The organism is Aquimarina sp. RZ0, assembly GCF_008370685.1.
In the GTDB taxonomy this organism is placed as follows: domain Bacteria; phylum Bacteroidota; class Bacteroidia; order Flavobacteriales; family Flavobacteriaceae; genus Aquimarina.
On the sequence record NZ_VTZU01000012.1, the window covers coordinates 63,541 to 84,401 of the forward strand.

The 20,861-nt window shown below is 34.6% G+C and carries 17 protein-coding genes and 2 tRNA genes; 8 read left to right on the plus strand and 11 right to left on the minus strand.

Features of this window, described 5'->3' with window-relative positions; genetic code table 11:
* Positions 1-241: 241 nt before the first annotated feature.
* Both F0000_RS06620 and F0000_RS06625 read right to left on the minus strand, forming a co-directional pair.
* Positions 242-436, minus strand: coding sequence for a hypothetical protein (locus F0000_RS06620; protein WP_149623927.1), 195 nt, complete (start codon positions 434-436; stop codon positions 242-244).
* Between the two features lie 219 nt (positions 437-655).
* A complete protein-coding gene (locus F0000_RS06625) occupies positions 656-1,042 on the minus strand; it encodes a hypothetical protein (protein ID WP_149623928.1) in 387 nt (128 codons plus the stop codon).
* A 360-nt stretch (positions 1,043-1,402) separates the two neighbouring features.
* Here F0000_RS06625 and F0000_RS06630 point away from each other — a divergent pair, with 360 nt between their 5' ends.
* Both F0000_RS06630 and prfA read left to right on the plus strand, forming a co-directional pair.
* Positions 1,403-2,929, plus strand: a complete 1,527-nt coding sequence (locus tag F0000_RS06630; RefSeq protein WP_149623929.1) for a T9SS type A sorting domain-containing protein — start codon at positions 1,403-1,405, stop codon at positions 2,927-2,929.
* Between the two features lie 335 nt (positions 2,930-3,264).
* The gene (gene prfA, locus F0000_RS06635; protein ID WP_149623930.1) at positions 3,265-4,341 is read left to right on the plus strand and encodes a peptide chain release factor 1; all 1,077 of its coding nucleotides are present in this window, start codon (positions 3,265-3,267) and stop codon (positions 4,339-4,341) included.
* A gap of 140 nt (positions 4,342-4,481) precedes the next feature.
* Here prfA and lgt read toward each other — a convergent pair whose 3' ends face one another.
* From lgt to folE, 4 genes are all read right to left on the minus strand, one after another.
* The gene (gene lgt / locus F0000_RS06640; RefSeq protein ID WP_149623931.1) at positions 4,482-5,414 is read right to left on the minus strand and encodes a prolipoprotein diacylglyceryl transferase; all 933 of its coding nucleotides are present in this window, start codon (positions 5,412-5,414) and stop codon (positions 4,482-4,484) included.
* 82 nt (positions 5,415-5,496) lie between these two features.
* Positions 5,497-5,784: a membrane protein insertion efficiency factor YidD gene (gene yidD / locus F0000_RS06645; protein WP_149623932.1), complete on the minus strand. Its 288-nt coding sequence runs from the start codon at positions 5,782-5,784 to the stop codon at positions 5,497-5,499.
* A 10-nt stretch (positions 5,785-5,794) separates the two neighbouring features.
* The gene (gene cysS / locus F0000_RS06650; protein ID WP_149623933.1) at positions 5,795-7,291 is read right to left on the minus strand and encodes a cysteine--tRNA ligase; all 1,497 of its coding nucleotides are present in this window, start codon (positions 7,289-7,291) and stop codon (positions 5,795-5,797) included.
* Positions 7,292-7,340: 49 nt separating this feature from the next.
* A complete protein-coding gene (folE, locus tag F0000_RS06655; protein ID WP_149623934.1) occupies positions 7,341-8,018 on the minus strand; it encodes a GTP cyclohydrolase I FolE in 678 nt (225 codons plus the stop codon).
* A gap of 334 nt (positions 8,019-8,352) precedes the next feature.
* On the opposite strand from folE, the gene F0000_RS06660 reads away from it, so the two are divergent.
* Positions 8,353-9,840, plus strand: coding sequence for a T9SS type B sorting domain-containing protein (locus F0000_RS06660; protein ID WP_149623935.1), 1,488 nt, complete (start codon positions 8,353-8,355; stop codon positions 9,838-9,840).
* A 229-nt stretch (positions 9,841-10,069) separates the two neighbouring features.
* Complete coding sequence (locus F0000_RS06665; RefSeq protein WP_149623936.1) at positions 10,070-12,628, plus strand: T9SS type B sorting domain-containing protein; 2,559 nt, start codon at positions 10,070-10,072, stop codon at positions 12,626-12,628.
* Positions 12,629-12,705: 77 nt separating this feature from the next.
* Here the strand turns inward: F0000_RS06665 and F0000_RS06670 are convergent, their stop codons facing one another.
* Entirely contained in the window at positions 12,706-14,217 is a 1,512-nt protein-coding gene (locus F0000_RS06670; RefSeq protein WP_149623937.1) for an OmpP1/FadL family transporter, read from the minus strand.
* A 31-nt stretch (positions 14,218-14,248) separates the two neighbouring features.
* On the minus strand, positions 14,249-15,295 hold the full coding sequence (locus tag F0000_RS06675) for a hypothetical protein (protein ID WP_149623938.1): 1,047 nt from the start codon (positions 15,293-15,295) through the stop codon (positions 14,249-14,251).
* A 99-nt stretch (positions 15,296-15,394) separates the two neighbouring features.
* Here F0000_RS06675 and proS point away from each other — a divergent pair, with 99 nt between their 5' ends.
* The 4 genes from proS (at position 15,395) to rpsT (ending at position 17,450) form a co-directional block, all read left to right on the plus strand.
* Positions 15,395-16,873, plus strand: a complete 1,479-nt coding sequence (proS, locus tag F0000_RS06680) for a proline--tRNA ligase (RefSeq protein ID WP_149623939.1) — start codon at positions 15,395-15,397, stop codon at positions 16,871-16,873.
* An 80-nt stretch (positions 16,874-16,953) separates the two neighbouring features.
* Positions 16,954-17,025: transfer RNA gene (locus F0000_RS06685), tRNA-Glu, on the plus strand.
* A gap of 69 nt (positions 17,026-17,094) precedes the next feature.
* Positions 17,095-17,166 (plus strand) — tRNA-Glu (locus tag F0000_RS06690).
* Positions 17,167-17,201: 35 nt separating this feature from the next.
* Positions 17,202-17,450, plus strand: coding sequence for a 30S ribosomal protein S20 (gene rpsT, locus F0000_RS06695; protein WP_149623940.1), 249 nt, complete (start codon positions 17,202-17,204; stop codon positions 17,448-17,450).
* Positions 17,451-17,583: 133 nt separating this feature from the next.
* Here rpsT and F0000_RS06700 read toward each other — a convergent pair whose 3' ends face one another.
* The 3 genes from F0000_RS06700 to F0000_RS06710 form a co-directional block, all read right to left on the minus strand.
* A complete protein-coding gene (locus F0000_RS06700) occupies positions 17,584-18,819 on the minus strand; it encodes a glycosyltransferase (protein ID WP_149623941.1) in 1,236 nt (411 codons plus the stop codon).
* A 148-nt stretch (positions 18,820-18,967) separates the two neighbouring features.
* Positions 18,968-19,744 (minus strand): zinc ribbon domain-containing protein, encoded by a 777-nt coding sequence (locus F0000_RS06705; RefSeq protein WP_149623942.1) that lies wholly within the window; start codon positions 19,742-19,744, stop codon positions 18,968-18,970.
* Between the two features lie 3 nt (positions 19,745-19,747).
* Positions 19,748-20,842: a Nif3-like dinuclear metal center hexameric protein gene (locus tag F0000_RS06710; RefSeq protein WP_149623943.1), complete on the minus strand. Its 1,095-nt coding sequence runs from the start codon at positions 20,840-20,842 to the stop codon at positions 19,748-19,750.
* Between the last annotated feature and the right edge of the window lie 19 nt (positions 20,843-20,861).

The following is a 20,861-nucleotide window of genomic DNA, read 5'->3' on the forward strand; positions in this document are numbered from 1 at the left end:
AAATATATTTAAAATTGCAATGATATAATGACAGTTCTCAAATAAAATTACCTGCTAAAATCGTTTCTTTTTGTTTTATTTCTCGTCTGAATTAAAAAACAATTTGATTCAGTTTACAATGATTTCACCCAAGAACTGCTATAAAACGCTATTTTAATACAGTTTTCTTTTTGTGAAATTAGTCAAGATGAGTTCAATATGTGTCATCAGAGAATTTAAATAAATTGATACAAAAGAATACTCAAAATTTTGCCTCTTGCGCTGTTTTTGAATTACTTTCTCCATCCTCTTCTTCTGTTGTTACAAGTTCAATAGTTGTGTCGTTATCAAATTTTCCTTCCTTTTTTTGTACAAAGATTGGAACGGGAATTAAAGCAACTATAATTAATGATATAATAAAGACAATCCGTCTTAATGTTTTTTTTAATCTTTTCATTGTTTTATAAAAATAAATGGGAATTGAAATAATAGAAGTTCACCATTATTGATTTTGCAAAATGTTTTACATACAATTGGTTAAGGGTAGTAAACTAAGTGGATGTTTAAAAAGAATATAGTCAGAAAGCCCTGTTTCAATAAGAAACATGTCAGGTTATTAAGATCATTTGAAACGATCTTAAGATTTTCAAAAAATAACTACTGACAAATAAGGTTTTTAAACAAATGTTACATGAAAAGAGTTTCCTTCAGTATCATATGAATTACGATGAGGGAGGAGTATGGTGTAAATATTGGATAAAGAAATTAAGGTATTATATTCTTTATCTTTAAGAGTGCTGAGGATAGTATGAAATTTTGACAACCAGTTTACATACAAACCAACTTCAAAAATATGAATAGATTTCCCTTTGTTGTAAAGTGTTTTAAATGAAACAGATGGCCTTGAGGAGCTTCTTTGGTTTTTTATTACCAATTCTGTAGTTACCTCCGGGCAGAGTGGTTGGTTATAATTAGAATATCCTGTAACGCTACACAGAAGTAGTACGGAAAATAACCATTCTTTTATAAGATGTTTTCTATATGGGTTTGTATCTCTATTCATAATAGCCTTATAAAGATACAATTTTTGAATAGATAATAATAGGAGTAAGGGCGTAATGATAAATATAAGGTATGCTCTTTTAAAGCTGTATAATTAAGATTCTAATTTTGGGATAAAAAAAATGTTCAGCATAAAAATTTGTAGCAGTTTTTGTTTTAAGGATTATGTAAAAAAGACACGGTTTTATTAATGAATTCAAATTGGAAAAGGAATTAGTTACAATGTATAGGAAATCTAATTATAGAAATGTATGAATCCTTTGTAGAATCATCTGCAATTTATAATTTTGGACGGCATAGAGATTATGTCATAGATCTTTTAATTGATTAATTATTCAGTACTAAAAAAATATATATTTTAATGAACACAGATAGAATGATGAAACTGGGCTTATTTGCATTATTGTTAATTACTTTAAATACTAATGCTCAGGTCAATGATTTGCGAGATTGGCTAAATCTTGTTCCTGCAAACAGACCGCCGTTGGAAGATTTAAATTTTTCTAAGGAAGCCTTATCACAAAGTGAGGCTACTACAGCACTAAACCTTTTGATTGAAGAGAAACAAGCAAGAATGCTTGATGATTTTGACTTTCAATGGGATAATCGTGTGCTTAAACATGATATTTATGAAATGCCTTTTTATTATCAAATTTTTGGAACAGAACCTGTTGATGGGCGTAGTTTATTTATTTCATTGCACGGAGGAGGAGGAGTCCCGATTGAAGCTAATGATCAACAATATGAAAATCAAAAACATTTGTATGATGTCATAATGAATTCGCTAGAAGGGGTTTATCTCGCTCCAAGAGCTCCTACCAATGTATGGAATTTATGGCATCAAGAGCATATAGATGATTTTCTTAATATTATTATTCAATTGGCAGTTATAAAAGAAAATGTAAATCCCAACAAAGTATATATACTTGGATACTCTGCAGGAGGTGATGGTTTATATCAATTGGCTCCGAGAATGGCCGATAGATGGGCCGCCGCATCCATGATGGCAGGCCACCCTAATGATGCCTCCCCTTTAAGTCTTAGAAATACACCTTTTGCAATACACGTGGGTGCATTAGATAGTGCTTTCAATAGAAATGGTGTCGCAGAAGAATGGGGTGTTCTTCTTGATGATTTGCAAGCTAATGATCCTCAAGGATACGTTCATGATGTTAATTTGCATGAAGGGCGAGGTCACTGGATGAGTCTTGAAGATGCTGTAGCACTCCCCTGGATGAAAAATTACCAACGCAATCCACTCCCAAAAAAAGTGGTATGGAAACAAGACGATCGACATCATACTAGTTTTTACTGGCTTCAAGTACCTCAAAACAAAATTGTAACCGGAGAAGAGGTTGTAGCCGAATATAATAAATCCTCAAACGAAATCAATATAATTGAAAATTACAGCGACACTCTCCAATTACTAATTAATGATACTATGTTGGATTTGGATGTGCCAATTACTATAAAATATCAAAACACTGTAATTCATCAAGGTATGTTTCACAGGACTATTCTAAATATTTACAAAAGTTTATTTGATAAAGGAGATAGAAATCTGGTTTTTCCGGGTATGATTTCGATAGCAAATAATCAAACAGTAACCGAAGAGGATGTTACATTAGGATTGTTAGATGATATAGCTATTCAAGGTATAACCATTTATCCGAATCCTATCGTTGAATATGTTAATGTTGATTTGTTAGCAAAATTTGAAAAAGAAACAACGATTTCTCTCATAGATATTCGCGGGAGTATTGTAAGAAAAATAAAAACTTTTTCACCAAAAAATAAAATAAATTTGGGTGCGTTAGCTAATTCGGTATATTTTCTTAAAATTGAAAATGATGAAAAGATACATACATACAAAATTTTGAAATTATAATATTCTAGTAGCTTTTCGAGTGGTGAGAAGCAAATATAACCTTCTTGTATAGTTCTCATGACTGTTATCCAGTAATTTTTATAATATATTTTGACAAGCATTATCAAAATTAGCAAAGTAAACGAATACATAAATAGATTCGTTAAGAGGTTTAAGCGAGTGCCTTAAATGAGCTAGTTGTATGAGTTTGATGTCAAAGCTAAGTACTATAACTTAGATTTTGTTTTATTCTAAAAATTCATTAACCGGAAATCTTTTAGAATCTTAAAAAGCCATATGAGCTTTTATCAAAAAAGCTTACTTTTGTAAATTCCACATACAGGACAGATAGCACTATGATTGATAAATTAAATATTGTAAAGCAACGATTTGATGAAGTAAATGATCTAATCATTCAACCAGATATTATTGCGGATCAAAAGAGGTATGTAAAGCTCAATAAAGAATATAAAGATCTTAAAGCTCTTATGGATGAGAGAGAGCGATATATTGAATTAACAGATAATTTAAGGGAGGCAGAAGAGATCATTGCCGATGGGAGTGATGCAGAAATGGTAGAAATGGCCAAAATGCAACAAGAAGAAGTAAAGGAAGAGCTACCTGAGTTAGAAGAAAAAATTCGTTTCATGCTTGTTCCCAAAGATCCTGAAGATGCTAAAAACTGTGTGGTAGAGATTCGTGCCGGGACGGGAGGAGATGAGGCAAGTATTTTTGCAGGAGATTTGTTTAGAATGTATACTAAATACTGTGAAGGTAGAGGATGGAGTACCAGTGTAGTTGATCTTAATGAAGGTACCAGTGGAGGATACAAAGAAATTATTTTTGAAGTAAATGGAGAGGATGTATACGGAGTCTTAAAATTCGAAGCGGGAGTGCATCGTGTTCAGCGAGTACCACAAACTGAAACACAGGGGCGTGTGCATACCAGTGCAGCTACTGTAATGGTATTGCCAGAGGCAGAAGAGTTTGATGTAGAATTGGATATGACAGAGGTGCGAATTGAGCGAACAACTTCTACCGGGCCTGGAGGACAATCTGTAAATACAACCTATTCTGCAATTAAATTACATCATGAGCCAACAGGAATGATTGTAAGTTGTCAGGATCAGAAATCATCTCATAAAAACCTAGAAAAAGCGCTAAAGGTACTGCGGTCTCGTTTATATGATATGGAATTAGAAAAGAAACAAGCTGCAGATTCTGAAAAACGTAAAAGTATGGTCTCTTCCGGAGATAGATCTGCAAAAATCAGAACCTATAATTATCCACAAGGTAGAGTAACGGATCATCGTATAGGACTTACTTTATATGACCTGAGTAATATTATTAATGGTGATATACAAAAAATTGTAGAAGAACTTCAGCTGGTAGCCAATACTGAGAAATTAAAAGAATCAAATGAAGTGTTTTAAAAAGCTTTAAGTAATAAGAAAAACATTGGATTTAGATAAAAAAAAGAAGAATTATATGATTGTAATTCTTCTTTTTTTTATTCAATATATCATTTGATAGAAAGCGATGTTAAAGTTTTTTTGTGTAGATACCAAATGCTTTATTTTTCACTTTCAGACACTTTCTTGGCTGTAATTATAAAGTAAAGACCAATTAGTATAAAAGGGATGCTCAACCATTGCCCGGTAGATAGTAAGCCTAAAGCACTCTCGAATCCTCCCTGACTTGTTTTGACATACTCCACAAAAAATCGAACTGTAAATATGAGAACCAGGTACGACCCAAACAAGAATCCCCTATTGTGTCTTTTGTCAGTTTTCCAATAAAGAAACCACAGTATAAGCGATACAAAAATATATCCAAAAGCTTCATACAATTGAGCAGGGTGTAAGTAAGGAACAGATTCTAATAAGTGACTGAATTTTGGGTTTTCTACGATGGCTGCATAGGCATCATTCACATTCTTAATTCCGGTTTCTCGAATTGCTTCTGATTTACTAAAAGTAGCTCTTATAAATTTTACTCCAAATAATGAATCTCCGGATTCTTTACCAACAATTTCTGAGTTAAAAAAGTTTCCCAATCTAACAAAAATACCGCCCACTGCGGCAGCAATGGTTACTCTATCCATAATCCATAACGGATGTTTGTGGATTATTTTTTTAGAATAATAATACATAGCAATGATAAATGCTATTGCAGCACCATGACTAGCTAATCCAGTAAATCCAGTGAATTCAAATGTTGGTTTAAACCGCATGGGTAAAAGGATTTCTAAGAGATTATTTTTGTAATAATCCCAGTCATAGAAAAAAACATGTCCCAATCTCGCACCTAATAATGTTCCGATTACTGCATAGATAAATACAGAATCTAATTTTTCCATAGAGAGCTTCTCACGTATGTAAATCTTCTTTGTAAGATACCATCCTAATGAAAATGCAACAACAAACATCAGACTGTAAAAGCGTATGGTGAAAAAACCAAGATCTAATCCTTCGATAGGATTCCAGGTAATTTTAGAGAATATCATATAGAAATCTATTTTTCAAACGTAAATATAGGTATTTAATCGAATTAGAAATTACAAAAAAATGTAATAATGAGTTAAAGGATTATTCTGATCGGTTAACTTCTTCGGTATTGTTGGTATCATTATTGTCTGGTACAGGATCATAACCACTGCCGCCCCAGGGATGACAGCTAAAAATTCGTTTTACAGAAAGCTTACTTCCTTTGATGAATCCGTGCTTTTGTAACGCTTCAATAGTGTAATGAGAACACGTTGGTTGATAGCGGCAAGTCGCAGGGGTTAATGGCGAAATTAAGTTTTGATATAGTTTAACTAATCCTATTAATGGAGCTGTAAGTACTTTTTTAAAAGATGTTCTAGCTGTTACCAAAATTGATCAATTAATTCAGTGAAAAACTAGTGCCTTCTCTTCCGTCTTTGAGCTGTATCCCAATAGCCAGTAACTCATCTCTTATTTTGTCACTTGTGGCAAAATCTTTATTAGCTCTAGCTTCTGCTCTCAGGTTAATTAATAATTCCACAGTTCCAGAAAGTTTATCGCTAATATCAGAAGAAGCTTCATTTTCATTAACCAATCCTAAAACATCAAAAACAAAATCATGCATTGTTTTTTTGATAAGCTCGTGGTCCACTTTGGACAAAGAAGCTTTTTCTTCTTTTACAGTATTGATAAACTTAACAGCTTCAAATAGTTTTGCAATCAAGATAGGACTATTGAAATCATCATTCATAGCTTGATAGCATTCTTTTGTCCAATTTATTGCATCAAATCCTTCTGTTTTTTTGTTAATCGATACCATATCCAGAGCTTGTATGGCATCCATTAATTTGTAAAAACCTTTTTCTGAGGCTTCCAAGGCATCATTAGAAAAATCTAAAATACTTCTATAATGAGCTTGTAGCATAAAAAATCGGGCTACAGTTGGACTGAAAGCCTTACCTAAAACAGTATTGTCGCCACTAAAGATTTCTGCCGGAGAAATAATATTTCCGGTAGACTTGGACATTTTTTTTCCATTTAGAGTAAGCATATTGGCATGCATCCAGTAGTTTACAGGCGTTTTACCACAAGCAGCTTCTCCTTGTGCTATTTCACATTCGTGATGCGGAAATTTAAGATCCATTCCTCCTCCATGAATATCAAATTGTTCTCCTAGGTATTTGGTGCTCATTACAGTACATTCCAGATGCCATCCCGGAAAGCCATCACTCCATGGAGAAGGCCAACGCATAATATGTTCTGGTTCTGCTTTTTTCCATAATGCAAAATCCTGAGCGTTCTTTTTATCACTTTGAGCGGCCAATTCTCGGGTATTCGCAATCATATCTTCGAGATTACGACCACTTAGTTTTCCGTAATTATTTGTTTCATTAAACTTTTTTACATCAAAATATACAGAACCATTTGCTTCATATGCAAAACCATTTCCTATGATGGTTTTGATAATCTCAATTTGTTCGACAATATGACCGGTAGCCGTTGGTTCTATACTAGGAGGTATGTTATTAAATTTAGCCAAAATATTATGAAAATCCAGTGTGTATCGCTGTACAATTTCCATGGGTTCTAATTGCTCCAACCGTGCCTTCTTAGAAACCTTATCCTCCCCTTCGTCAGCATCATTTTCTAAGTGACCAGCATCCGTAATATTGCGTACATAGCGAATTTTATAATCTAAATGTTTCAGGTATCTGTAAATAAGATCAAAAGAAATAAAGGTGCGGCAGTTACCTAAATGAACATTACTATATACAGTAGGGCCACATACATACATACCTATATTACCTTCTGTAATTGGTGTAAATACCTCTTTTTGCCCTGTAATAGAATTATAAATTCTTAGTTCTTGAACTTTATATAATGGAGTTGCCGCCATAATTTGGTGTATATTTATGATTAGGATTGGTTGATTTAAGGATTGTGTATTAAAATGTAGTATCGAGTTTGATGTAATCTAAAAATTCTCTTTTTACAGCCTCTTCTTTGAATTTACCGCCAAACTCGCTTGTTACAGTACTGCTTTCTATATCTCGAATTCCCCTGGAATTAACACATAAATGTTTCGCATCAATTAGACAGGCAACATCTTTTGTGCCCAGAACAATCTGAAGATCCTGTACAATCTGCATAGTCATTCGTTCCTGAACCTGAGGGCGCTTGGCATAATAATCTACTATGCGATTCATTTTTGATAGACCAACAACTGTACCGTTAGAGATATAAGCTACATGAGCTCGACCTACAATGGGTAGAAAATGGTGCTCACAGGTAGAATAAACGGTAATGTTTTTTTCAACGAGCATTTCACCATATTTATAGCTATTTTTAAAAGTAGAAGCATCTGGTTTTCTTTCTGGGTGTAAGCCTGAAAAAATTTCATTTACAAACATTTTGGCAACACGTTGTGGGGTACCTTTTAGACTATCATCGGTAAGATCTAATCCCAAGGTTTCCATAATATGCTTCATGTCTTCTTTAATTAAAGCAATCTTTTCTTTGTCACTTAATTTGAATGCATCTTCTCTAAGAGGAGTAACGGCGCTGGTGGCAACATGATTATCACCTAACGCTTCAATAGCTTCGAGGGCCTTGTCTATCTTCACAAATTTTTAATTTTATTATTATAAAATCCAAAAGAATTAGTAATGTTGTAGATTGAATTATTCAATTAAACACTTAAAAATCCAATGACAATTAATTCCTTTGTTTAACTCCCTACATTTTATGTCTTTATTTTGTAATAATAAAAACATTTTGTTTTAAATTAAAATATAAAACGAATAATGTAGAGGTTTGCAAAGATACGATTTTGTCTTTTTACTTGGTGAAAGCTATGTTAACAATTATAAATAATACAGATGTAAATCAGTTTTGTTTATAGAATTTATTACTTTTAGTTCTTTTATAAGAAAATTAGCTAACATACGTTATAAAAATATGATAAAATTAACGCCCCAAATTTCATTATTTTTTGTTCTACTGTTTTTCCGTAATGCAATTTTTTATTCGCAGGATTTTGATATAGCTTGTAGAACTGCCGAACCTTTTTGCTCTGACGCTGCCTTAGATCTTACATTCGCTAATACGATTGGAGATGTTGATGGCTTGGGAGAAGTTGGTTGTTTAAATACTACACCCAATCCTTCCTGGTTTTTTATGAGAATCGATACTGCAGGAGAACTTGTTTTTGATATTCGGCAATGGGTTGATGAAGATGGAGATAATAGATTAGATCGGCAGGAGCGACAGCTTGATGTTGATTTTATTGCCTGGGGGCCATTTAATACCTCCTTTGTTGTTTGTGATATCTTGGAGAGAGGATGTGATCTTAATGGAGACGGAGAGAATATTCGCCCTGCCGAATGTGTCAATAATGTCGATGATCCTGATTTTTATATAAATAACGACGATAATACCAATATCATAGATTGTAGTTATGCAAGAACATCAGATGAGAATTTTATAGAAACATTTACAATTCCTAATGCGCAGTCAGGAGAGTATTATCTTGTTTTGATTACTAATTTTGCAGATGAATCAGGAGTAATCCAGTTAGATCAGACAAATCTCGATGAGGATGATGCAGGAACTACGGATTGTAGTGTTCTGGTGGATGGTGTTGGACCTGATATTGCTACCTGTGGAGAATTTCCTGTAGCTATTCAAGGAAGGTTTGGTGGAGCGGTCAGATATCAGTGGTATCAGGATGATGGAACAGGTAATTTTGTGCCTATTGCTGGCGCTACAGATCCTTTTCTGGAAGTAAATCAACCCGGGACATATCAATTAGAAGGATTTGATATTTCGGATGTTTCTTTGGGGACTGATTCTTTACAGGTTTTGGATGTTTCTACCGTCGAAATTACTGTTGGATATCGCATAGATGAAGAATCTTTTAACGGAGTCTATACCATAACAGCAGAAATTACAACAATACCAGATATTCAGGCAGATGGATTTACCGATTTTGAATACAGGTTGGATAGAGATCTCGAAGATGATGCTTTGGATTTTTTTACGTTTAGGGATTTCCAGTCATCACCAATATTTGAAAATGTTCCTCCTGGAGATTATCAAATCGTAGCCAGATATGCTAATTGTCCTACAAATGAGGGAGAATCGATTGTAATTATGATTCTTGGTTATCCTAAATATTTTACACCCAACGGGGATAATTTCCACGATACCTGGAATGTAATTAATCCAGAAGACCAACCAACGCCGTCATTAATTTATATATTTGATCGAAATGGTAAATTATTAAAGCAACTGAATCCTGCTGGATCTGGTTGGGACGGCACCTATAATGGTAGCCTAATGCCTTCCTCACAATATTGGTTTAGAGTAGAGTTCAATGAGCAATTGGATAGAGATGCTACTAGAGCACGGAGAGTATTTTCCGGAAGTTTTTCTTTAATCAGGTAATTGCCCAAAACAAAAAGTTGTTGTATTTTTTAGGGGAAATAGTAGTTTTTTTAAAAAAAGCGATGAGTAGTTTTTATTTTTAGTTTTTATTGCAGTAATTAGTGGGGATTTTTGTACAAAAATTTGACCGAATAAGGTGTTTTTAAGACTGAAAGTTAAAAAAATTGTTATTTTAAAACCTAAAATTATTAAAACTATACTATGGATTTTTGTTCCGTTGAGCTTCTTTTTGAGCGCGAATTTGGGTATAGCGCAAGGTTCAGTTTGTGCTGATAATATAGGTGATACTGGAGCGGATCCTTTTTGTAGTAGTACCGGGATTTTATTTCCTAATTGTAATCTTGTTAATAATGATTGCACTACAAGTTCGGAGATGGGGCCTAATTACGGATGTCTCATTTCTCAGCCTTTTCCTGCTTGGTATTTTTTACAGATAGATGAAAATGGATTGTTAGGATTTACTATTAGGCAAACAGCAAATGCTGATGGTACTGGAATGCCTCTGGATGTCGATTTTATTTGCTATGGTCCTTTTGATGATCCAGTTACTCCGTGTGTTTCAGAATTGACAAGCGCTAGTATTGTCGATTGTAGTTTTCTTTCTGATTTTACAGAGACTATGACAATTCCGAATGCAGTTTCTGGAGAATATTATTTAGTTTTAATAACAAACTACTCTCAGCAACCCGGTTTTATAAGTTTTGAGCAGACTGTTGGTTCTGGTTCTACGGATTGTTCTATTCTGGATGCTTTTTTAGGACCGAATCAAAATATTTGTGGATTTACACCTGTATCTTTAAATGGTGCCTCAGATGGTGCAATAAGATATGAATGGTCTGTTTTTAATGAAGAAACTATGCTTTTTGATACGATCGCTGGTGAAACTAATCCTTTATATACTGTGACAGTTTCTGGTCGCTACCAAATACTGATAGAAGATATAGAAGGAAATACAGAAACTGATGAGGTTGTTATTACATTTAATTCGCCACCTGTAGTTGAGAATTCTCCATTGGATATCACATTGTGTGAATTGAGTTCAGACACTGCCGAATTTGATTTTACAGCTAATACATCTCTGATTTTAGGAACTCAAGATCCAGATCAATTTGTAGTAACATATTATACCAGTCAATTGGATGCAGAGAATAAGGAGAATTCAATATCAGAAGTTTATACAACCATTGCAGGTGAAGTTTTTGCTAGAATAGAAAATGTAAATCTGAATAGTTGCTATTTGACTACGAGTTTTAATTTGTTAGTAAATCCATCACCAAATTTATCTAATTCTACTTATAGCTATACAATTTGCGAAATATCAGATGGCTCACAAGATCAGGGGACTTTTGTGTTTTCTGACGTATTGGGTAGTCTGACAAATGCCAATGGGGAGTCTGTAGGTTTGTTAGCAAATGATGAGTTATTATCCATCTATGATTTTAGCATTACATTCCATAATTCTGAAACAGATGCTAGAAATGATGAAAATCCAATTACAAACGGCAGCCAGGTTGCTGCAGGAGATATTATTTTTGTTAGAGTAGAAAATAATCAAACGTCTAATCCGACAGCTTGTTTTAATATTGATAATATAGCACGTATCTATATTGAAATTGGTCAAATCCCAGAGGCTAATACAGAGGTTCCTGATTTAGTTCAATGTGCAATATCGTTAGAGAATCAGCATGTTGCATTTTTTGACTTAACATCCAATAATACAGTTATATCTGGGAGCAATAACTCACCAGAATCTCAGGTTATTTATTATGCAAGTTTACAAGATTTTGAAAATGATTTGCCTATTGCAGATACTCGTGCGTATTCAAATATTAGTAATCCGCAAACTGTAATAGCTGTTATTATTGATCCCGATAGCGGGTGTGAGAGAAGCACTTCAACCAGTTTTGATATACAGGTAGAAGCATTACCAGTATTAGTAAATAATGAAGCTTTTTCCGGGAGTGTGGATGTTTGCGTTTTTGCCGATGGAATTGTACAGGGTATTACAATGATAGGTGAGGATATAGGAGCTGTTGACGGGCAGGAATATAGGTATGATTGGACACCAGATAATATAGATTCTGATAATGACGGAAATGAAGATGCTATTTATTTTATTGATGAATTGTTACAAGAGCAAGTTTTTAATTTGGTAATAACAAGAATCGCATCATCTGGAGGTGGAACTGATTGTAGTAATGCTATTAATCCAATAACTTCTGAGCCATATAAAATAACTTTAAAACCTATTTTAGGACTTGTAGGTGTAGATTATGAAGTGGTCGAGCCTTCTTTTTCTACTACTGAGTATACGATTGTGGCGATTCCCGAGCTTCCTATTGGGGATTTGTCGGATTTAGAATACGCATTACAAAGTATGAGTAGTAGTAATTTTTTAGAATATCAGAATTCTCCCGTATTTACGAATGTTTCAGCTGGTGATTACAAGATATTAGTTAGAAATAAAAAAGGTTGCTTGCCAGAAGCAACATCAGAACGGATTAGATTAATAGGTTTTCAAAAATATTTTACGCCCAATGGGGATGGCATGCATGATACCTGGAATTTGATCAATATGGAAAATCAAATAAGAACGTTGATTTATATTTTTGATAGAAACGGAAGATTATTAAAACAATTAATACCCGGAGAGCGAGGGTGGGATGGAACCTATAATGGCAAACTTCTGCCTTCTTCAGAATATTGGTTTAGAGTAGAATTTAATGAACCAAAAAACTTAAATACAACTCAAAGCATATTTTCAGGTAGCTTTTCGTTAATACGATAGAGGGGAGGGGGTTGTAAATAATCATAAACACATGGGATTGAGAATTCTCAATCCCATGTGTTTAAATAAATGCTTCTTTATAAATTAAGTCCAAAAGTGAAAGTAAGATTATCGCGATAACTATCAATAGAGACCGCATTTGTGAATCCAGAATTGGTATAAAATTGTTGACTGCGTTCTTGTACAGAATAATCGTAAGCGACATCGAATTTAATTTTACCAAAATTATAACCCAATCCAAAGGATACTCCTGTTCGTTCACCTAGAATCTGTTCATTTTTATATGGGCTTTCTTCATAGCTATATCCTCCTCTAAAACTCCAGTTTCCGTTTCTTAATTCACCTCCCAATCTAAGGGTTGATGCTGCTTGCAAGTTGGTTTCTATTGCTCTGTTTAATTCAGAAAAATTTGCCCTTCCGTCAGAATCAAATTCTGTTGTAGTGTAATCTTTGTATGAATAATCCAAGCTAATCAATCCTCTTTTGCCAAATAATATGGCAATACTACCAGTGGCTTTTGCTGGTGTGCGTAGTCGGTACTCTGGAAAGATATTAATAACATTGGGGTCTAATACGATTCTTCCGTTTTCTCCGTTGGTTTCTAATCGTTGAAGACTTTCTTCTTCTATGTGATACCAGGTAGGAGATTCAAACGAAGCTCCCAGACGCAACATATCAGATACTTTAATAATTCCTCCGATCTGAGCGGAAAAACCAGCTCCCACAGTTGATAATCGATTGGTAAATACTACTTCATTTATGGTACTGCCCGCATTGTTGTTAAATTCTCCAAACTCTGTCACTCTATCAAAGTTTATAAAATGAGAATTAAGGTTAACACCTACATAAAAATTGTTATTGATTTGAGTACCTCCATTTACGGTAAATTTACCGTTTAGCCCTGTACTCTGATAAAAATAGTCTTGATCAAAAAAACCAGGACTTATATTTGATGAATAAGAAGTGTTATCATCATCAGTAGGGTCATTAGGTGATATGATGCCTCCTTGTAGCCCTAGAAAAGCTTGTTGCGCACTAAATCCTTCATTTTCTCCAAGATCAAGATATACACTTTGCACGGTTTCATTACCAGTGGCTGGTTGTATAACGGAGAAGGGAATCCCCTGTGCTTCTGTTCTAAAAAAGCTATCTATAGAGTTGTTATTTCTTCCAAAAGCCGAAAATTCATCAGCATTATCAGCGGTTTGGTCATATGCGACTCCTAAGGAAAGCTTATTAAAAACAGAAGACTCATTTCTGTTATTATATACAAAAACGGCACTTAATTGATTGAAGTTAAAATTATTAGAAGAGCTTGTAAGAAAGCTATTAGAATAGTTAACATCATTTTCGACATTAGCACTGGACAATGTTACAGATCCAGAAGAGTTTAAAAAAACTGCAGATCCGGCTGGATTAATTTGTAGTGCCGACGCGTCTCCGCCAAGGGCGCCAAATGCTCCACTCATTCCTCTAAATCTTGCCGTGCCTAATATACTTTGTTGTGAATAGCGTAAGGCATCTGTGAGGTCCTGAGCGTTTAAAAAAGACATAGATAGTACACCTATGAACAAAAATATTTTTTTCATATTATGCTTATATTCTTAATTAAAATGAATTTTATCTTCGTCTTCCTCCTCTGGAAGAAGATCTACTACCTCCTCTTGATCTAGAACCACTGCTTCTGCTATATCCTCTACTTCTTGATGCAGAACTTCGACCGCTTCTGGAAGAGCCTGAATAATTTCTAGAGCCAGAGCTATTCCTGCTGGACCTAGTATTGCCATAGGATCTTGAGTTACTTCGACTGGAATTTGATCTGGAACCAGAATAAGATCTATTGTTGGAAGATCTTGACCTGTTAGAATATGCTGCTGAGTTTCGTGTTCTTCTATTGTCTGCGGATACTCTTCTTCTATTATTATAAGTGCTTCTATTGTTGTAAGCGCGGTTGTTTCTTGATCTGGTATTATAGACTGCATTTCTACTACGACCTCTGTAGTTGCTTGCATATCCATTTCTGTATCCTCTGTTGTACGCGACATAACGATTATTTCTGTAAAAAGGAGGACAATAGAATCCGCCATAAAATCCACCATACCAAGGATTGCCAAAACCGATACCCCAGCCGCCATAACCAAATCCACCAAAACCGAAGCCTCCATTAAATCCGCCAAAGCCTCCATAACCGAATCTGTTATATGGTCCATAGAAGCCTCCCCAGCCATAGTTCCAGGGACCACCCCAACCAAAAGCACCGCCCCAGTATGGATTGTTCCAACCATTATTATAAATATTTACAGATACTTCGTCATAATCACTTCCCCAGGTGGGTTGTCCGGCTTTATAATCCAAAGCAACTCCTGTTGTGTCTGAAGAATTGTAGTTTTCACTAGCATAAGAGTCTATATCAGTAAAAATGGCATCTTGTTCTAAGGCATTATCAATCTGAGCAGATTTTTCTGAGAAGTAATTAGAATAATAATTAGGCTTTTCCTGAGTTGTAGTAGTTTTTGGTTTGTAATCTCTTTGGCTTCCTGCATCACCATAAATACCATCATCATAAGATACATAGTCATAAGAACCGCAAGAGGTCAACATAAGTAGACTAGCTGCAAAGAAAACCCCAACAGCCCCAATTTTTTGAAAATAATTTTTAAGTCGCATATCTCCTTATTTTATTGTTGAACAATACAAATTTAGTTAGTTTTGCGCTAACTATTTTTTATTTAACAAAGTCACAACATTTGTGCCAAATAGCAATTTATGAGCAAAAATTTAACAAAACGTAGTGAAGATTATTCAAAATGGTATAATGAATTGGTCGTAAAGGCTGATTTAGCTGAGAATTCGGCTGTAAGAGGATGCATGGTTATCAAGCCCTATGGATATGCTATTTGGGAAAAAATGCAGGCAGAATTGGATAAAAAATTTAAGGAGACGGGTCATCAAAACGCATATTTTCCTCTTTTTGTGCCAAAAAGCCTGTTTGAAGCTGAAGAAAAAAATGCAGAAGGCTTTGCGAAAGAGTGTGCGGTAGTGACGCATTATCGATTGAAAACAGACCCTGATGATGCGTCAAAATTAATAGTTGACCCTAATGCTAAGCTGGAAGAAGAGTTGATTGTTCGACCTACTTCAGAAGCTATTATATGGAATACTTATAAAGGCTGGATTCAATCGTATAGAGATTTGCCAATCCTTATAAATCAGTGGGCAAATGTGGTAAGATGGGAAATGAGAACACGTTTGTTTCTAAGGACAGCAGAATTTCTGTGGCAAGAAGGGCATACAGCCCACGAAACCAGAGCAGAGGCAATTGCAGAAACGGAACAAATGAATAATGTATATGCTGATTTTGTCGAAAACTTTATGGCTATACCTGTAATTAAAGGAAGGAAGACAGAAAGTGAACGTTTTGCAGGTGCAGAGGATACTTATTGTATAGAAGCATTGATGCAAGATGGTAAGGCTTTGCAGGCAGGGACGTCACATTTTTTAGGGCAGAATTTCGCAAAAGCGTTTGATGTGAAATTTACTTCCAAAGAAGGAAAGCAAGATCATGTTTGGGCTACATCCTGGGGAGTTTCAACTAGATTAATGGGAGCGCTTATTATGACACACAGTGATGATAATGGTTTGGTATTACCTCCTAGTCTGGCACCAATACAGGTGGTTATAGTGCCTATATATAAGGGGCAAGAACAATTGGATCAGATTTCTAATGTGGTTAATACGCTTGTAGATGAGTTGAAATCAAAAGGAATTTCGGTAAAATTTGATAATCGCGATACATACAGACCTGGAGCTAAATTTGCCCAGTATGAATTACAGGGAGTTCCGTTAAGAATTGCGATTGGTCCTAAAGATCTTGAAAAAGGAACTGTAGAGCTTGCTCGTCGTGATACACTGACCAAGCAATATGTAAATAAAGAAGAAGTTGTGAATACGGTAGCGTCTTTGTTAAGCGAAATTCAGGATAGTTTACATAAAAAAGCAACTAGCTATAGAGATGCGCATACAACAGAGGTGTCTTCCTTTGAAGAGTTTAAAGAAGTTCTTGAGACTAAAGCAGGTTTTATTTCTGCACATTGGGATGGTACTATCGAAACTGAACAGAAGATAAAGGAATTAACTAAGGCTACTATACGCTGCATTCCTTTTGATCAAAAAGAAGAAAATGGCAGTTGTGTTTATAGCGGAAAACCTTCTAAAACAAGAGTGTTATTTGCTAAGGCATATTAAGTTTTAGAAAAAAATAAAATAACACTTGCGCGATTAAAAAATAGTTGTATTTTTGCATCCGCAATTAGGCAAACAACTATGGCCCGTTCGTCTATCGGCTAGGACGCCAGGTTTTCATCCTGGTAAGAGGGGTTCGATTCCCCTACGGGCTACGAAATAAAAAAAATAATTGCAGGTTTGTTGTGAAAGCTATAAATTTGCAATCCTTTTAGAGGAAAAAAGGCCCGTTCGTCTATCGGCTAGGACGCCAGGTTTTCATCCTGGTAAGAGGGGTTCGATTCCCCTACGGGCTACAAATTTTATAATAAAAAATTTAACGAAAAAAAAGATGGCAAATCATAAGTCAGCATTAAAGAGAATTAGAAATAGTGAGACTAAGCGTCTTAGAAATAAGTATCAGCATAAAACTACTCGTAATGCTATCAAGAAATTACGTGAGTCTGATAAGAAAGAAGCTGAAGCTCTGTTTCCTTCTGTGGTGTCTATGATTGATAAATTAGCTAAGCGTAATATTATTCATGATAATAAAGCTGCTAACTTAAAATCAAAATTAGCGAAGCACGTAGCGGCTCTTTAATTAAGAGGTCTTTTAGAAAATAAATAATTAGCTTCTCCAGAAATTGGAGAGGCTTTTTTTTGTTTACTATAGTGACAATTGTTGAAGTGAATTCGGGACCCCTAAAAAGAATGAGCTAAATATTTGATCTATATTACTTGTTTTTCTCTTCGATCCAGCGAGACATAAATTCTGTACTCCTTAAGGTGTGATGTTGTAGCATGGCACCAATAAAATTTTTAAATCTATGTTCTTCGAGATTACTTTGTAAATCGATAATGCATTGGATAAGTTGATTTTCGTATTTTTCTTTTTTAAATCGGGTATTAATAATTTCAGTCCCACGCTGTTGTGCTTCTTGCCAAATATTTTGTTTATTATATAATTGGACCGATGCATTTGCAAACTCAATATCATTGTTTTTGATAAAACCGTTCCAGTCTGATGGCTTATTAGTCATTCCTTCTGCGCCAATAGATGTCGTGACAGTTGGTGTTCCACAGAGCATAGCTTCTGCTAATTTACCCTTTATCCCTGCGCCAAAACGCAAAGGAGCGAGGCATACTTTTGCTTTTTTCATTACGTGCATTGCGTCTTTTGTCCAGCCTTTTACCAGGAAACCTTGTTTTGTGTTATGTAGCTGGGTTGCTTTTGGTGGAGGGTAGGCTCCATAGATATGAAGTTCAGCTTCTGGCAGTTGTTTTTTTATCAAAGGCCAGAGTATATGTTGTAAGTATAATACACTATCCCAATTAGGTTCATGTCTGAAGTTACCGATGGTAATAAAATGATTTCTTTCCTTGTAGTCTAACCAGTTGTTTTTTGTTTTTGTTGTGATAGGATCAAATAGAAAGGGGATGTAAAAAAGAGATTTTTTTTTAATACCAAAATGCTGTTCCAGAATATTTATTTCGTAATCAGAAATGATTAAAGAAATGTCGCATCGATAGATGCTTGCAATTTCTCTTTTTGTGATATCATTACTTTTTAAGGCTGTAATAGTAAACTCTTTTTTTTCTTTAAAAGCTTGCTGACGAACTTTTCTTATGCAGTGAAGATCTTCTGTGTTGAGTATTTTTAAAGCATTGGGCTGATGTTTGGATACTCTCCATCCAAATTGTTCCTCTATCATAAAACGATCAAATAGAACAGTGTTTGGTTGTAGTTTGGTGATAAAATCATCAAAGGAGGAATCGTTAAGTGTTATATTAACTTTGTTAATCCCCAGTGATTCCAGGTCAGTCATATGGTTGCTATCTTTTGCCGAGCTAGCAAAGGTTATTTTCCAGTTTTGAGCTAAGAATATATTAATTAATTGGAGCATTCTTACTCCCGCAGCAGATGAATTAGGTTCGGGCCAAACACTGCCAATAATTAAAATAGTATCCATAAGAATTGAATTTTATCAGGTGAGATGGGGTTAAGTATTTTTTTTAAAGGGTAATTTATGTAATAAGTAGTTTAAAAGTTAAGTATTTAAATAAAAAAAGCCTCAGTATAGACTGAGGCAAGTATATGTATCAAAAAAAACAGATTTTTTATAATTTAGAAAAAAGTGTTTCCATTTTTTGTTTTTGTTCTTGGGCTAATAATTCATCTACTAAAATACGACCACTGTGTTCATCTGTAATAATCTTTTTACGAGAAGCGATTTCCATTTGTACTTGTGGTGGGATAGTAAAGAAAGAGCCTCCAGAAGCTCCACGCTCAATAGCAACTACTGCTAAGCCATTCTTAACATTTTCTCTAATTCTCTTATAGGCAAGAACGAGTCTCTCTTCAATTTCTTTTTTGTAATCTTCTGATTTTGCTAGTAATGCCTGTTCTTCTTTTTCGGTCTCTGCAAGTATAGCGTCTAGTTCTCCTTTTTTGTGAGCAAGATGCTCATTTCTTTCGTTAAGACGTGTTTTGGTTTGATCAATGATGTCATTCTTTTGAATGATTTGAACTTTAAACTCTTTGATATGTTTTTCTGATAGCTGAATTTCTAATTCCTGAAACTCCATCTCTTTACTAAGAGAGTTGTACTCACGATTGTTTCTTACATTTTTTTGTTGCTCTCCGTATTTTTTGATCAGTACTTTAGCTTCTTCGATTAGATTTTTTTTACTCTTTATGCTTTCGTCGATAGTCTCAAGATCATTGTTTAATTTATCTAATCTTTTGTTTAATCCAGCTACTTCATCTTCAAGATCTTCAACTTCTAAAGGGAGTTCTCCACGTACATTTCTGATCTCATCAACTCTAGAGTCAATTAATTGCAAATCATACAGTGCTCTTAATTTTTGCTCAACAGTAACTTCTTTCTTTGCCATATTTTATGTGTATTGTATGGGATTGGTATTTTTATCCGATAAAACGATTGCAAAATTACTGATTTTTTTTCTAAGATAACTAACAATTAAGTTTTTTGTGTATTGCTCGCTTTCATAATGACCAACATCTGCAAGAATAATACGTCCTTCAGCTTCATAAAATTGATGGTATTTTAGATCCGAAGTAATAAAAATATCAGCTTTTGCATGGAGTGCATTTTTAATTGCAAAACTACCGCTACCTCCCAATACCGCTACTTTTTTTATCGGTTTTCCGAGTGTTGAAGAATGTCTTACACATCCCGTTTTGAATACGTTTTTTATATGTTTTAAGAATTCTGATTCGTCCATTTGATCCGGTAAATCACCCACCATACCCATTCCAATGTGTTGATTTTTGTTTTCTAAGGTAGTGATTTCATAAGCGACTTCTTCGTAGGAGTGATTCTCAAACAATGCCTTTATGATTACACGCTCATTATGTTTTGGATATGTTATTTGGATTTGAGTTTCCTTTTCGTACTGCGTTTTACCGACGTCACCAATGGATGGGTTTGCATTTTTTAATGCCCTAAAAGTTCCTGTTCCTTTAGAAGAAAAACTACAATTATCATAGTTTCCAATTGTACCACCACCGGCTTCAAATAGTTTAGCCCTTAATAATTCAGCTTCTGCAGTAGGTGCAAAAGTCACAAGCTTTTTTATGTTTCCGCTTTGCGGTATAAGAATTTTACGATTTATCAGACCTAATTGCTCACAGATCATGTCATTTACACCTTGTAAAGTATTATCCAGTGCTGTATGAATGGCATAAATTGCAATATCGTGTTTGATGGCTTTCATCACAACACGTTCTACATAATTATTGCCATTAAATTTTTTGATTCCTTTAAATACAATAGGATGGAAGCTTATGATGAAATTGCAATTTTTTTCGATTGCCTCATCTACTATAATTTCCAGGGTATCTAATGTTACCAATATTCCTGTAATCGCTGTGTTTTTATCGCCAACTAATAATCCTACGTTATCAAAATCTTCGGCATATGCTATTGGAGCCAGAGTTTCAAGGTGAGATATAACCTCTTTAATTTGCATCTGTGGTATGTTTTAAAAT

Excerpts from the sequence above, each read along its gene's own strand:
- F0000_RS06625 (WP_149623928.1), bottom strand. The coding sequence starts at position 1,042 with ATGAATAGAGATACAAACCCATATAGAAAACATCTTATAAAAGAATGG.
- F0000_RS06705 (WP_149623942.1), bottom strand. The coding sequence starts at position 19,744 with ATGGCAAAGAAAGAAGTTACTGTTGAGCAAAAATTAAGAGCACTGTAT.
- F0000_RS06660 (WP_149623935.1), top strand. The coding sequence starts at position 8,353 with ATGATAAAATTAACGCCCCAAATTTCATTATTTTTTGTTCTACTGTTT.
- proS (WP_149623939.1), top strand. The coding sequence starts at position 15,395 with ATGAGCAAAAATTTAACAAAACGTAGTGAAGATTATTCAAAATGGTAT.
- F0000_RS06710 (WP_149623943.1), bottom strand. The coding sequence starts at position 20,842 with ATGCAAATTAAAGAGGTTATATCTCACCTTGAAACTCTGGCTCCAATA.
- F0000_RS06675 (WP_149623938.1), bottom strand. The coding sequence starts at position 15,295 with ATGCGACTTAAAAATTATTTTCAAAAAATTGGGGCTGTTGGGGTTTTC.
- lgt (WP_149623931.1), bottom strand. The coding sequence starts at position 5,414 with ATGATATTCTCTAAAATTACCTGGAATCCTATCGAAGGATTAGATCTT.
- F0000_RS06700 (WP_149623941.1), bottom strand. The coding sequence starts at position 18,819 with ATGGATACTATTTTAATTATTGGCAGTGTTTGGCCCGAACCTAATTCA.
- cysS (WP_149623933.1), bottom strand. The coding sequence starts at position 7,291 with ATGGCGGCAACTCCATTATATAAAGTTCAAGAACTAAGAATTTATAAT.
- F0000_RS06630 (WP_149623929.1), top strand. The coding sequence starts at position 1,403 with ATGAACACAGATAGAATGATGAAACTGGGCTTATTTGCATTATTGTTA.
- F0000_RS06670 (WP_149623937.1), bottom strand. The coding sequence starts at position 14,217 with ATGAAAAAAATATTTTTGTTCATAGGTGTACTATCTATGTCTTTTTTA.
- rpsT (WP_149623940.1), top strand. The coding sequence starts at position 17,202 with ATGGCAAATCATAAGTCAGCATTAAAGAGAATTAGAAATAGTGAGACT.
- F0000_RS06620 (WP_149623927.1), bottom strand. The coding sequence starts at position 436 with ATGAAAAGATTAAAAAAAACATTAAGACGGATTGTCTTTATTATATCA.
- prfA (WP_149623930.1), top strand. The coding sequence starts at position 3,265 with ATGATTGATAAATTAAATATTGTAAAGCAACGATTTGATGAAGTAAAT.